Here is a 13,227-nt window from a genome sequence, read left to right on the forward strand (position 1 = left end):
CGTCAGGCGGCCGCCGCGTCCTTGGGCTTCTTCGCCATCAGCGCCTTGATATTGCCGAGCTTGCCCAGCAGCGAACCGCCAGCGGCCGCCTCCGAACTCTCCTCGCCGCCAGCCTGTTCAAGCGTAAACGTGAGAATCTGATTGAGCGGCTGCGACAATTTCGACGCATTGGTGGCCTTGGCGAGCGGCTGGCCGAGCTTGGCGGCCTGCATCGCCGCCTTGGGATCGAACGGGATGACCACATCCACCTTGCGCTCGATCGAATGTTCGAAATCCTTGCGGGTCACCTCCTGGCCGGACGACAGGGCCTTGTTGGCGACGACGACGACCTTCGCCTGCGGCGCGTTCGTCTTCAGCCAGGACAGAATGCGGATCGCATCGCGCGTCGCGGCGAGCGTGAACTCGACGACCAGCACCACCACCTGCACGTCATTGAGAAGGTGCGGGAACTGGACCAGCATCGCACGCGGCATGTCGATCACCGTGCCTTCGAAAGCATGGCGAATCTCTTCCTCGAGCTGGAAGAAGGCGGAGCCGTCGCTCAGCATCGACTGGTTGATCGGCGCCTCGGCGGAGAGCACGCAGAGCTTGTCATTGGCGCGCACCATCGCGCGTTCGATGAACAGGCCGTCGATACGGCTCGGATTCTCGATCGCGTCGGTGAGGCCGCGACCCGGCTCCAGATCGAGCCCGAGCGCGCCGGTGCCGAAATGCAGGTCGAGATCCAGCAACGCCGTCGAGCGGCCGGCCTTGTCGCCCATCAGCCAGGCCAGCGACGAGGCGATGGTCGATGCGCCGACGCCGCCGCGCGTGCCGACAACGGCGGCCATGACGTTCGGCTTTTCGCTCACCGCTTCGTTGAGCCGGGGCCCCGAGATGGTGAGCTGGGCATTGGCGAAGGCATCGCGCAGCTGATCGGGCGAAAAGGGCTTCAACAGATAATCCTGGATGCCGCTGGCGACCAGATCGCGATAGAGGCGCACGTCGTTGACCTGGCCCGCCGCGATGACGACGGTGCCCGGCTCGCACACTTCGGCGAGCGCGTTGATGTCGCTCAACGGATCGCCGCTTTCAGAAAGATCCACGAACAGGATGCTGGGACTCGCCGAGACGGACAGCGTCTGCACGGCGTTCCTGAGACCACCCTTGTTGACCTTCTCCGGCGACCAGCCGTGCTCGACCGCGATCGGCCGCAGCAGATCGGCGGTGGCCTCGTCGCAGACGAAAGCGGTGAAGGGATCGCGAAGCGATGCCGCGCGCGCGGCGCTGAAGGGCGCGTTCATTACTGGTTCCCACCCTGCGTTGTGGAGGTTTGCTGAAGACCCTGGGTGCCGGTCGGCTGGCCTTCGCGGTAGACGCGAATGGCGCGCGACGCGGTCCGGCCGGTCCCGTTGGCCGAAGCATCGCGGCCGACCACCAGATCGTCCGGATTGGCGATCATCGCCGCCAGGTTCGAATTGACCGCGCAACCGAAGTTGCTGGACGTGCCCTGCGGCGCCAGCATGCCGTTGCCTTCCGCATCCCAATTGGGACAGCCCGGCACATTCGCCGTCGAACGGCTGGCGACCACGCGGACCGATCCGGCCGGAACGGCACCGGCGGTCACCGGTGCGCCATCGGCGAGCAGCAGGCCGTAGCGGGCGGCCACGCGGGCAACGTCCGCACGGGCGTTCGGCGCGGCGTAGCCGGTGCCTTCGTCGACGGCGATGCTATCTCCGTAGCGCAGCCCGATCGAGCGAAACCAGCCATCGAGTCGATCGAGCTCCCCGGCGGAAACGCCATTGCCGGCGACGGCCACGTCGAACACGAAATCGGTGCGCTGCACGATCGGTTGATGGACCGAATAAATGCTCGGATTGTTGGTCGCCGAGAGCGGGCCGGTGGTCGGCGCGCAGGCGGCGGCGCCCAGCCCGAGCACTGTAATGGCAGCGAAGGTCGTGAGGCGAGACATGATCGTTACGTCCTTTCGAGCGCGGGCGGTCATCAGAAATCGAAGCCGGGCTGGGCCGACGGGGCGGAAGCCGCCGCGACCTGCTGGCTGGGCTGAACGGGGGCGGTGCTGCCGGTGACGACGCCATCGACGCCGGGCGTCACGGTGCGCGGCTCGGCGGCGCGGGGCTCGGGACGGCGTTCGCCGGTGCGGCCGTCATGCTCCTGGCCGAGCAGCAGGCGTTGCGGATCGTTGGCCGAGCGATAGCCGTCGGTCGGCAGCGCGATCTGGTTGGCCGAGACCGGCCGCACCAGATAGGGCGTGACGATGATGACCAGCTCGGTCTCCGCGCGGCGGAACCGGTTCGACCGGAACAGCGCGCCGATGATCGGCAGGTTGCCGAGGCCAGGGGCGCGATCGATCGTGTTGGAGTTCACGTTGCGCAGCAGGCCGCCGATCATCAGGCTCTGGCCCGAGCCGAGCTCGACCGTCGTCTCCGTCCGGCGAGTGGTGAGCGCCGGCACGTCGAAGCCGTTGAAGCGGATGCTGCCCTCGGTCGTCAGCTCCGACACTTCCGGACGGACACGCATCGAGATGCGGCCGTCCTCGAGCACGGTGGGCGTGAAGGCGAGACCGACGCCATATTGCTTGTACTCGATCGTGACCGAGCCGAGCGACTGGGAGATCGGGATCGGGAATTCGCCGCCGGCAAGGAAGCTCGCCGTTTCGCCCGACAGCGCGGTCAGCGTCGGCTGGGCGAGCGTGGTGGCGAGGCCGTTATTTTCGGCGAGATCGAGCGCGCCGGCGATGTCCAGGCCGAACAGGCGGCCGGCGCCTTCGATCGCCCAATTGCCGTCGGCGATCCGTTCAAAGGCGTTGATCGGCAATTCGGTGAGCGGATCGGTCGCCGTGCCGCGCACGCCGCGGAAGACGCCGAAGTTGAAGCCGCCGGTCGTGTCCTGCGTGATCAGGTTCATGCCGACATTGCGGACGAAGGAACGGTTCACCTCCGCGATGCGAACTTGCAGCATCACCTGCTGCGGCGTCGCCGTGCGCAGACGGCTGACGACCTGGGTTGCCTCGCCGACGAACGTCTGGACCAGCCGCTCCGCCTCTGCCGCGTCATCGGGCTGCGCGACCGTACCGGTCAGCAGCACCATGCCGGACAGGGTCGTCGCACGGATATCGGCGTCGGGCATGGCGAGCTGCAGCAGCTCGTCCACCGAGCCCAGATTCTGGCCGACCCGGACATTGGCCGAATAAACCACGCGCCCCGCGCGATCGGTGGCGTAGACGGTGGTGTTGCCCGCCGCCTTGCCGAAAATGTAGATCTGGCTGGGCGAGCGCACCTGCACGTCGGCGATCGAGTCGTTGGCGACGAACAGGTCGGTCATCGTGCCGTTGAGGCGGACGAGCCGACCGGCGCCGACGGACAGGGTCACGTCGTTGGTGGGGGCGACGGCACCAGCAGGCTGGGCATGCGCCGGGAAGGGCAGGGCGGCGGCGAGTCCCGCCGCCAGCGCGGCGGCCAGCGCAGTGCCGAGCGTGCCCCGCTTGATCGCGTTGATCGTCATCATCTTATCGTGCTCCCACCGGAACGAGCGTCACGCTGTTACCGCGCGCCACCCGAACGACCGGACCGGCCGGCCGGCCGTCCACGCCGGACGACACGCCGCCCTGCGCATTGTTGTTGCCGCCGCTCTCGCTGCGCGCGCGGCCAGGCACTGTGCTGCGCTGGAAGCGCGAGACATCGGCGCCAACCGTATAGGTCGAGTTGGTGTCGATCGGACGATTGGCGATGGCGAGCAACATGCGCCGCTCGGCACGCGGATCGTCGCTTTCCGGCACCTGCACCTCGCCGGACGCGATCGCGCGCTCCAGCTCGGCGGTATTGTCGGCGAGGCTGCGCAGCGACAGCGACAGCTGGCCGATGGTCTGCGCGACCGCGATCTTCTCGGCGATCCTCGGGGTCGCTTCGAATGTGACCGTCGAGGTGTTCTGGGCGACCTGATTGCCCTCGGCGTCGCGCGCATCGAGGCGCTGATCGACGGCAAGGACGCGGATGTTGCGAACGAAGGTTTCCGAGACGCGCAACGGCGCACCGTCGCCGCCGCCAGCCACTTCCTGCGCGAGTACGAGATCGACGCGGTCGCCCGGGAAGATGAAACCGGCGACGCCGCTGGTCGAGGACACGCCCACCGTCACGGCGCGCATGCCCGGCCCCAGCGCCGCGGCGAGGAAGCCGCGCTCGCCCGGGCGAATCAGCGAGCCCTGGGTGACGGGCTGGCCGGCGGTGATTTCGGTGCGCACGACCGTGCCGATCAACGTGGCGGGATCGGTCTCGCCATCGCCGCCACGGATGAAATAGGCGTCCTGCACGAGGCCTTCGGGCCAAGGCTGATAGCGGAAGGCTTCCGCGTCAATGATCGTTCCGACTGGCAGGGTGCGGGTCGCGACCAGCACCTGCGGTCCGGCGGGCACGGTGGCGGGCCCGGCGACGGCCTGCGGCGCCGAGGCGCCGGTGAACATGTTCTTGGCCATCACGGCGGTGACGACCGCGATGAGCAGCGCGCCGACCAGCAGCACGATTTTCTTGACGTCCATGGCGGTCTTCGCCTCCCCACTGGGCACAAAGAGAAAAGTCAGCGCTTACTCTTCAGCCAAATTGGTAAAGAAACCGTTCGCTAAGCAGCCAGAGACCACCGAAGGCGATCGCGACGCCATAGGGAACCTCGATCGGTTCCTCCCGTTTCGCGAGTCGACGGCGGATCACCATCGCGGCGGTCAGGGCGCCGCCGGCCAGCGACATGATCACCAACAGCATCACCACCGCCTGCCAGGGCAGCCAGAGCGCCAGCGCGCCGATCATCTTCACGTCGCCGCCGCCCATGGCGCCGAATGCGAAGGCCGCGGCGAACAGGGCGAAGACGAACAAGGCGACGCCGATCTGCAAGGCGATGTCCGGCCAGACTGCCAAGCCGATGGCCCACCAGAATGGAATGGCGAGCAGTGCGATGGCGAGATTGAGGCCGTTGGGAATGTTGCGCGACTTGAGATCGCACCAGGCTGCGGCCAGCAGCAAAGCCGCCAGCGCGCCGAGCAGAATCCAGGAGAGTGTCGCGGTCATCGCGTTAACCCTCTAGACGGCGTTGCTTTCCAAACCGTAACCGTGGCCGCGATGATGAGCGGGTTCGATATTCGCAGGGCACATCCGCCGGGCGCGGTCTTCTCGACCTGGCGGGCGCCGGACGGCTGGCCGTTGCGGCGTATGGACTGGCGGCAGCCGAACGGGCGGCCGGCGCGCGGCAACCTGTTCTTCGCCGCCGGGCGCGGCGACTTCATCGAGAAATATCTGGAGAGCCATGCGCACTGGCACGCGGCGGGCTGGAACGTCACGACCTTCGACTGGCGCGGGCAGGGCGGATCGCGCGGCGATATCGTCGGCGGCAATCATGCGAGCTTCGATCCGCTGGTGAACGACCTGGGGGCGTTGATCGTCGATTGGCGCGGGGATTCGACGGGGCCGCACGTCGCGATCGGCCATTCGATGGGCGGGCATCTGCTGCTGCGCACGCTCGTGGACCGCGCCCCGGCGCTCGACGCCGCCGCGCTGATCGCGCCGATGCTGGAGGTGAACGCGAAGCCGATGCCGCCCGGCCTGGCGCCGTGGATCGCCGCCGTGATGTGCCGGCTGGGCCGCAGCGACGCGCGGGTCTGGAAGGCGCCGCCGCCGGGCGACCGGCGTCAGCGCGCGCTGACCGGCGGATCGCCCGAGCGCTATGCCGACGAAGGTTGGTGGTGGGAGCGCGAACCGGGCTTCAACATCGGCCCGCCGAGCTGGGGCTGGCTCGCCGCCGCCTATCGTTCGGCGGCGCGGGGCTTCACGCCGGAAAAGCTGGCAGGAGTGAAGCTGCCGGTGCTGCTGCTCGCCAGCGCGACCGACCGGCTTGTCGGCCTTGAAGCGATCGAGCGGGCAGCGGGCCTGCTGCCCGATGCCACGCTCCACGTCTATCCGCGCGCCGGCCACGAAATCCTGCGCGAGGCCGATCCGATCCGCGACGACGCGCTGGCGCGGATCGCCGCTTTCTTCGACGAGCATGCGCGGTGAGGCGCTACGACGTCGCCATCATCGGCGCCGGCATGGCGGGCGCGAGCCTGGCGGCGGAAATCGCGGGCCAGGTTTCGGTGCTGCTGCTGGAGGCCGAAGCCCGGCCCGGCTATCACAGCACCGGACGTTCGGCCGCCTTCTGGTCGGAAAGCTATGGCGGGCCGCTGGTCCAGCCGCTGACCACCGCCTCCGGCCCTTTCCTGGCCGCGCCGCCGCCGGATTTCGCGGCCGCCCCGCTTCTCGCGCCGCGCGGCGCGATCCATCTCGCCGATGCGGGCGGCGAAGGCGCGCTCGACGCGCTGGCGGCGGAATTCGCCGCCTCGGCGGTGCCACTGCGCGACATGCGACGCGACGCACTGGCGGCGGCGATCCCGAACCTGCGCGCCGGCTGGGATCGCGGGCTGGCCGAGCCGAGCTGCGCCGACATCGACGTCGCCGCCTTGCACGCAGCCTATTTGCGGCGCGCGCGGTCGCTTGGTGCGAAGCTCGTGACGGATGCGCACGTCGCAACGGCCGCGTTCGATGGCGCCTGGCGGATCGAGACGATCGCGGGCGGCTTCGCGGCCGGCCTGCTGGTCAACGCGGCGGGCGCCTGGGCGGACGAGGCGGCGGCGCGTTGCGGCGTGACCCCGCTGGGCATCCAGCCCTATCGCCGCACCATCGCGCAGCTGCGTATCGATCCGCCCGCGCCAGCCGGGTTGCCGCTGATCGTGGACGCGCGCGGGCGCTTCTATTTCAAGCCGGAGGCGGGGGGGCGACTGTGGCTCAGCCCGCATGACGAGACGCCCTGCGATCCGGGCGATTGCGCTGCCGAGGAGATCGACGTGGCGGTGGCGATCGACCGGCTGGAGCAGGTCGTGGACTGGCGCGTGAAGCGGGTCGAACGGCGCTGGGCGGGGCTCAGGAGCTTCGCGCCGGACCGGTTGCCGGTCTATGGCTTCGATCCGCGCCAGCCCGCTTTCTTCTGGTGCGCGGGTCAGGGCGGCTTCGGTATCCAGACCGCGCCGGCGGCGGCGAAGCTGGCGGCCGCTCTGTTGCTCGGCCAGGCGCCCGACCCGCTGGTCGCGCATATCGATCCGTCACCTTATGCGGCGGCCCGGCCGGCCCTTCGACCGGACTCGCCTTGAGGCGGGGACGGCTTTGCCGTTACTATCCCGCCCGATCTGTCCCGCCGAATAAGGGGGAGGGGATGCAGGCGCGACTATCGACGGGACGCCGCCGCGCGACGATCGTCTTCGCCGCGGCGCTGGCGCTGGGCGGTCTTGCTCCGGCCGCGGGTCAGGCTGATGTGCCGCCGGTCGAGGAACCGGGAGAAGACGCCATCACGGTCACGGGCGCGCGCGACGAGCCCGTGCGCACGGACGCGACGGGGTCGCGCATTCTCCGGAACGACGAGGGCATCGGCTTCCTGAACGTGGCGACGCGGACCGGCGTGGCGGGGCTGGTGCCGGGCAGCGGGATGGACCCTTTCGCAGGGGGGACGCGCGTCATCCGGGAAATCTCCTGCCGGGCCGACGATCCGCGCATGTCGCCGGACGCCGCCTGTCGCCTTCATGCCGTGCAGCAATTGCTCGCGGCCGGCGCTCATGACGAGGCGCGGTCGGCGCTCGACCGCTTCCTGGCGTCCGAAGACGTCGCCGACGAGGAGCGTTATATCGCGGCGGGCCTCTGGTACCGGCTCGGCGAATTGACCGGCGATCCGCTGGACCGCGAAGACGCGCTGCTGGCCATGCTGCGCACGGCGGCCATGCCCGGCGAGGAACGAGTCGCCGCCTTGCGGACGCTCGCCGCGCTGGCCCTGCGTCGCGACCGGCGGCTGGACGCGGCCGGCTATTTCGAGCAGGTGCTCCCGCTGGCGCGCGACGACGCGCGTAGCCGCGCCAATCTCGCGGGCATTTACGCCGAATTGGGCCGCGCCGAGGAAGCCGCGGGGCTGGTGGCGGAAGCCATCGCGATCGTTCGCGCGCGCGGCGAGCCGGTGCCGGACGAGTGGCTCGCCTTCGCGGCGGGCGGCTGAATCCCGCGCCCTATTCGGCGTCGCGCTTCGCCTGATCCAGCGCGGCGGCGCAGGCCAATGCGTCGGCACGCTCGTTTTCGGGGTGGCCGGCATGGCCTTTCACCCAATGCCATTCGACCCGGTGCGGCTCTGCGGCGGCGAGCAGCTCCTGCCACAGATCGACATTCTTGACCGGCTTCCTGTCCGCCGTCTTCCAGCCGTTGCGGCGCCAGCCGTGTATCCATTTGGTGATGCCGTCGCGGACATAGGCGCTGTCGGTATAGAGCTGCACCCGGCAGGGGCGCTTCAGCGCCTCCAGCCCGCGGATCGCCGCCATCAGCTCCATCCGGTTGTTGGTCGTCTCGCCCTCGCCGCCCGACAATTCCTTCTCGCGCCCGCCCGCGCGTATAACGACGCCCCAGCCGCCTGGCCCCGGATTGCCCTTGCAGGCGCCGTCGGTGAAGAGCTCGACTTCGGTCACGCGCAGAGAATCAGGCGGCTTCGAGCCCGGCCGGGAGCTTGAACACCATCCGCTCCTCGACGCCGTCGACCGGCTCCTCGGTCACGTCATAATGCTCGGCGAGCCGGGCGACGACTTCGCGCACCAGCACTTCCGGCGCCGAGGCGCCGGCGGTGATGCCGAGCGTGCGCACGCCGGCCAGCCAGCCGAAATCGACATCGGCGCCGCGCGCCACGAGCATCGAACGGGCGCCCTCGCGTTCCGCGACCTCGACGAGACGGAGCGAATTGGAGCTGTTGGACGCGCCGATCACCAGCACCGCGTCGCAGCGCGGCGCGATCGCCTTCACCGCCGCCTGCCGGTTCGACGTGGCGTAGCAGATGTCCTCGCTGCGCGGCACCTGGATGGCGGGGAAGCGGCGGCGCAGGATGGCGACGATCTCGGCGGTGTCGTCCACCGACAGGGTCGTCTGGGTGAGGAAGGCGAGATTGTCGGGATCGGCGACCGCGACATTCTCCGCATCCTCCGCCGATTCGACCAGGGTCATCCGCCCCTCCGGCACCTGGCCGAACGTGCCGATCACCTCGGGATGGCCGGCATGGCCGACGAACAGGATGTGGCGGCCGCCCGCGATCAGCCGTTCGGCCTGGCGATGCACCTTGGAGACGAGCGGGCAGGTTGCATCGAGATAGTTGAGGCCGCGCTCCTCCGCCTTGGCCGGCACCGCCTTGGGCACGCCATGCGCGGAGAACACGACCGGCACGCCGTCCGGCACTTCGTCCAGCTCGGGCACGAAGACCGCCCCCTTCGCCTTTAGCGTCTCGACGACATATTTGTTGTGGACGATCTCGTGACGGACATAGACCGGCGCGCCATAGCGTTCCAGCGCCACCTCGACGATGCGGATGGCGCGATCGACGCCGGCGCAGAAGCCGCGCGGTGCGGCGATCAGCAAGGTCAAAGGCGGCTTGGCCTGGGTCACGCCCGGCGCTCTACGCCGAACCGGCCGCCGCGTCCACCGGCCGCCGGTCTTCCCGGCCATTGCGGAGATCGAGCGCGGCCCGTAAAGCAGTGGCGTTAAACCGCCATCTCACGTTCGAGGGTATCTTGCGCCTGTCCCAATCCAAAGCGGCCGTCGCCGCGCTCATCGCCCTCGGCCTCGCCGGCTGCGCCCGTGAAGGCGATATTTTCCAGACCGGCATCCTGACCAGTTACACTGCCTGCCCGCCGGTCGCGATTCCCGCGCCGACCGGGGATCTCACCCTGTTCGATCCGGCCGGCAGCACGGATGCCGCAGCGATCGACGTGGTCGCCAGCATCACCAATGTACGTGCCACCTGCGACGAGACGGGCGAATATATCGTCACTACCGCGACCTTCGAGGTGCAGGCACGCCGTCGGGACAATCGCGGCGCACGCGACGTCTCGCTGCCCTATTTCGCGACCGTCGTGCAGGGGAACAACAATGTCGTCGCCAAGCGGGTGAGCCGGGTCGGCCTGCGTTTCGAGGATGGCCAATATCGCGCCTCGACCACCGGCCAGGCGACCTCGCAGGTGTTGCGCTCCGCGGCGACCCTGCCCGAGGATATCCGCCGCGAGATCACCCGCGAGCGCCGCCCGAACGATCCACGCGCCGCGCTCGACCCGCTCTCCGATCCGGCGGTACGCGCCGCCGTCGACCGCGCGAAGTTCGAGCTGTTCGTCGGCTTCGAGCTCACCGAAGACCAGCTCCGCTACAACGCGACCCGGTAACAAGCAGAAATTGTCACCCCGGACTTGATCCGGGGTCCACCTTTTCTTTGTCCTGACGTATCGGTTAGGCTCATCGCATGGAACGCGATCCGGCCGTCTATATCATGGCGAGCGGCTTTCACGGGACGCTGTATACGGGCGTGACCTCGATCCTTTTGCAGCGCATCGCACAGCATCGCGCGGGCGCATTCGGCGGCTTCACCGCTGAATATGGCTGCAAGCGGCTGGTTTGGTTCGAAATGCAGGGGACGATGGAGTCGGCCATCTTGCGCGAGAAGCAGATCAAGGGCTGGAAGCGGGCATGGAAACTCGCGCTGATCGAGGAGGGGAATCCGACCTGGCGCGATCTCGCGGAGGATTTCGGATTCGAGTCGCTGATTGAGAAGAGCAAGAATGGCCACTCGTAGTCTCTTGAGCATCCAAATGTATGGGTTTTGAATTGTCGCCATAAGAAACATAAGAGGGAGGGCGTAATGGGTGGATTCTCATTATGGCATTGGCTGGTCGTCATAATGGTGGTTGCTTGGGCGTTCGCCGTTGGCAGAATTCTCAAGCGATTAGGTTTTAGCCCGTGGTGGGCTGTGTTGGCAGCTTTCCCCCTTATCAGCTTTATTGGAGCCTGGATTGTCGCTTTGATTGATTGGCCACTCGAGCGGCGAGCCAATTCAATTCAGGAAACCTTCGAGTAGATGGTAAAGGCTAAAGATTGAAGGTGGACCCCGGATCAAGTCCGGGGTGACGAGTGGGGGCTGCTCCGGCTTGAGATTCTCGCGTTGACTCGGGCCATTCGCCCGGCCACAGCAAGGGCGTCCGGGCGGTCGCGGAGACGAGACCGCCGGGGACGCGCGGGAGAGGCTTCGGATTCGTCCGGAGCGCCGAAGGAGCAACCGCCCCGGAATCTCTCAGGCAGAAGGACCGCGCGTTCGGGACGCTCTGGAAAGCGTCCGCCAAAGCCTCGGGCGGCGGCGGGCCACCGAAGGGGTAACCCGCCATAGCCTTGCGCGAAGGTGGGGAAAGCTCTCAGGTCAAAGTGACAGAGGGGGCATTGGCGGAAGGCGCGGGGAGTCCCGCGCGTTCCGGACGATGCCTTTCTGGAGCCGGCCATGAGCGACACCGAAAAGACCCTCCCCCTGGATGGCTGGCACTGCGCGGCGGGCGCGCGGATGGTGCCGTTCGCCGGCTACCGGATGCCGATCCAGTATGAAGGCATCCTCGCCGAGCATCGCTGGACCCGCGAATCGGCCGGCCTGTTCGACGTCAGCCATATGGGCCAGATCCTCATTGCCGGCGCCGAGGCCGAGCAAGGACTGGAAGCGCTGCTCCCCACCGATTTTTCCATCCTCAAGGATGCCCGGCCCAAATATTCGCTGCTGCTCAACGACGAGGGCGGCATCATCGACGACCTGATGGTCACGCGGCGCGGCGACCATTTCTACCTGGTGGTCAACGGCGCGACCAAGGACGGCGACATCGCGCACATGGAGGCGAAGCTGCCGCGCGGCGCGGTGCTCGATCATATGAAGGAGCAGGCGCTGCTGGCGCTGCAGGGGCCGAAGGCGGTGGACGCGCTGGCGCGGCTGGTGCCCGGCGTCGAGGAACTGACCTTCATGACCGCGGGGAGCTTCGAGCTGCTCGGCGGGCCGGTGTGGATCAGCCGCTCGGGCTATACGGGCGAGGACGGGTTCGAGATTTCGGTGCCCGCGCGGGCCGTCGAGGATGTCGCGACGCTGATCGCCGACCAGCCCGAGGTGAAGCCGATCGGCCTCGGCGCGCGCGATTCGCTGCGGCTGGAGGCGGGGCTGCCGCTCTACGGCCATGATCTCGATCATGACACGACCCCGGTCGAGGCGGACCTCGTTTTCGCGCTCTCCAAGCGGCGGCGCGAGGAAGGTGGCTTCCCCGGCTGGCATCGCATTGCGCAGGAACTGGCCGACGGGCCGGTGCGCAAGCGGGTCGGGCTCGCCGTCGAAGGGCGCCAGCCGGTGCGCGAGGGCGCGCTGGTCGTGGACGGCGAGGGCAATGAGGTCGGCAAGGTGACGAGCGGCGGCTTCTCGCCCTCGATCGAGGCGCCGATCGCCATGGCCTATGTGCCGACCGCTTCGGCCGCGCCCGGAAGCGACATATTGCTGTCGCAGCGCGGCAAGCTTTTTCCCGCGAAGGTCGTCGCCATGCCCTTCGTCCCCCACCGCTATCACCGCAAGGGAGCGCCGAAATGAGCGTCTATTATACCAAGGAGCATGAATGGGTCCGCGTCGAGGGCGACAGCGCGACCGTCGGCATCACCGATTTCGCGCAGGGGCAATTGGGCGACGTGGTGTTCGTCGAGGTGCCGGAGGCGGGCCGCGCGGTCAGCCGGGGCGGCGACGCGGCGGTGGTCGAATCGGTGAAGGCGGCGAGCGACGTCTATGCGCCGGTGAGCGGCACCGTGACGGAGGGCAACCAGGCGCTGGTCGACGATCCGGCCTTGGTCAATTCCGATCCGGAAGGCGAGGGCTGGTTCTTCAAGCTGACGCTCAGCGACAATCACGAGCTCGGCGATCTGATGAGCGCGGAGCAGTATCGAGCTTATTGCGACACGCTATGAGAATTTTTCTCGTCCTGGCTACCCTGACTGCCTGCGCTCCGATGCAGGGAGATTTCGATAGGCCTTCGGGCTCGGCTTTGTCCGTGACCGACGTGATTTACGGACAGCGGGATTTGATCGGAACGCGTATCGTCGTGCGCGGCCGACTCTCCAGATGCCAGCCGCTAAGCTGCGTTTTGCATGGTGTCGACGAGAATGGCCGGGAGCGATTCCTTTCAATCGGTTTCAGCGAGGCGTTCGACGCTGTGGCTCGGCGCTATGGCGGCCGGACCGTCGAGATCGAGGCCCAGCTAACCGACCGCTGCCTACCATCCCGCGATCCGGACATCATAACGGCATGTGCTGATCGCCCGGCCACCTTGGCCGATCCTATCTTCATTCGCCTCCTCTGAACGGA

At 68.0% G+C, this 13,227-nt stretch carries 15 protein-coding genes and 2 riboswitches; of the genes, 8 read left to right on the plus strand and 7 right to left on the minus strand.

The annotated features are described in order from the left end of the window. Positions 1–2: 2 nt before the first annotated feature. Genes KF780_06980 through KF780_07000 form a run of 5 tightly spaced genes read right to left on the minus strand, consistent with a single transcriptional unit; the run spans position 3 to position 5,057 of the window. Entirely contained in the window at positions 3–1,283 is a 1,281-nt protein-coding gene (locus tag KF780_06980) for a pilus assembly protein CpaE (GenBank protein ID MBX3561544.1), read from the minus strand. Beyond that, on the minus strand, positions 1,283–1,924 hold the full coding sequence (locus KF780_06985; protein ID MBX3561545.1) for a pilus assembly protein CpaD: 642 nt from the start codon (positions 1,922–1,924) through the stop codon (positions 1,283–1,285). Before KF780_06985 ends, KF780_06980 begins: the two co-directional genes overlap by 1 nt. Positions 1,925–1,983: 59 nt before the next feature. Continuing rightward, positions 1,984–3,504 (minus strand): type II and III secretion system protein family protein, encoded by a 1,521-nt coding sequence (locus tag KF780_06990; protein MBX3561546.1) that lies wholly within the window; start codon positions 3,502–3,504, stop codon positions 1,984–1,986. A gap of 4 nt (positions 3,505–3,508) precedes the next feature. Beyond that, positions 3,509–4,534, minus strand: a complete 1,026-nt coding sequence (cpaB, locus tag KF780_06995) for a Flp pilus assembly protein CpaB (protein MBX3561547.1) — start codon at positions 4,532–4,534, stop codon at positions 3,509–3,511. Between the two features lie 52 nt (positions 4,535–4,586). Further along, positions 4,587–5,057, minus strand: coding sequence for a prepilin peptidase (locus tag KF780_07000; GenBank protein MBX3561548.1), 471 nt, complete (start codon positions 5,055–5,057; stop codon positions 4,587–4,589). A 42-nt stretch (positions 5,058–5,099) separates the two neighbouring features. Here KF780_07000 and KF780_07005 point away from each other — a divergent pair, with 42 nt between their 5' ends. From KF780_07005 to KF780_07015, 3 genes are all read left to right on the plus strand, one after another. Next, positions 5,100–6,038 carry an alpha/beta hydrolase gene (locus tag KF780_07005; protein ID MBX3561549.1) on the plus strand — a complete coding sequence of 313 codons (939 nt, stop codon included), beginning with the start codon at positions 5,100–5,102 and terminating at the stop codon, positions 6,036–6,038. Further along, a complete protein-coding gene (locus tag KF780_07010) occupies positions 6,035–7,165 on the plus strand; it encodes an FAD-binding oxidoreductase (GenBank protein ID MBX3561550.1) in 1,131 nt (376 codons plus the stop codon). Before KF780_07005 ends, KF780_07010 begins: the two co-directional genes overlap by 4 nt. Before the next feature lie 62 nt (positions 7,166–7,227). Next, positions 7,228–8,055 (plus strand): tetratricopeptide repeat protein, encoded by an 828-nt coding sequence (locus KF780_07015; GenBank protein ID MBX3561551.1) that lies wholly within the window; start codon positions 7,228–7,230, stop codon positions 8,053–8,055. 10 nt (positions 8,056–8,065) lie between these two features. Here the strand turns inward: KF780_07015 and rnhA are convergent, their stop codons facing one another. Together rnhA and ispH are read right to left on the minus strand one after the other, a co-directional pair. Beyond that, complete coding sequence (gene rnhA / locus KF780_07020) at positions 8,066–8,521, minus strand: ribonuclease HI (GenBank protein ID MBX3561552.1); 456 nt, start codon at positions 8,519–8,521, stop codon at positions 8,066–8,068. Positions 8,522–8,525: 4 nt separating this feature from the next. Further along, the gene (ispH, locus tag KF780_07025; GenBank protein MBX3561553.1) at positions 8,526–9,536 is read right to left on the minus strand and encodes a 4-hydroxy-3-methylbut-2-enyl diphosphate reductase; all 1,011 of its coding nucleotides are present in this window, start codon (positions 9,534–9,536) and stop codon (positions 8,526–8,528) included. 71 nt (positions 9,537–9,607) lie between these two features. On the opposite strand from ispH, the gene KF780_07030 reads away from it, so the two are divergent. The 5 genes from KF780_07030 (at position 9,608) to KF780_07050 (ending at position 13,222) form a co-directional block, all read left to right on the plus strand. Then, the gene (locus KF780_07030; GenBank protein ID MBX3561554.1) at positions 9,608–10,246 is read left to right on the plus strand and encodes a hypothetical protein; all 639 of its coding nucleotides are present in this window, start codon (positions 9,608–9,610) and stop codon (positions 10,244–10,246) included. 77 nt (positions 10,247–10,323) lie between these two features. Next, positions 10,324–10,653, plus strand: a complete 330-nt coding sequence (locus KF780_07035; protein MBX3561555.1) for a GIY-YIG nuclease family protein — start codon at positions 10,324–10,326, stop codon at positions 10,651–10,653. Between the two features lie 429 nt (positions 10,654–11,082). After that, a riboswitch (glycine riboswitch) is annotated at positions 11,083–11,174 on the plus strand. Positions 11,175–11,177: 3 nt separating this feature from the next. Beyond that, a riboswitch (glycine riboswitch) is annotated at positions 11,178–11,285 on the plus strand. Between the two features lie 64 nt (positions 11,286–11,349). Further along, positions 11,350–12,462, plus strand: a complete 1,113-nt coding sequence (gene gcvT, locus KF780_07040) for a glycine cleavage system aminomethyltransferase GcvT (protein ID MBX3561556.1) — start codon at positions 11,350–11,352, stop codon at positions 12,460–12,462. Further along, positions 12,459–12,830 (plus strand): glycine cleavage system protein GcvH, encoded by a 372-nt coding sequence (gcvH, locus tag KF780_07045; GenBank protein ID MBX3561557.1) that lies wholly within the window; start codon positions 12,459–12,461, stop codon positions 12,828–12,830. The genes gcvT and gcvH overlap by 4 nt, the downstream gene beginning before the upstream one ends. Before the next feature lie 83 nt (positions 12,831–12,913). Further along, positions 12,914–13,222, plus strand: a complete 309-nt coding sequence (locus KF780_07050; protein MBX3561558.1) for a hypothetical protein — start codon at positions 12,914–12,916, stop codon at positions 13,220–13,222. Positions 13,223–13,227 lie beyond the last annotated feature (5 nt).

It is taken from the genome of Sphingomonas sp. (genome assembly GCA_019635535.1).
GTDB lineage: Bacteria > Pseudomonadota > Alphaproteobacteria > Sphingomonadales > Sphingomonadaceae > Allosphingosinicella.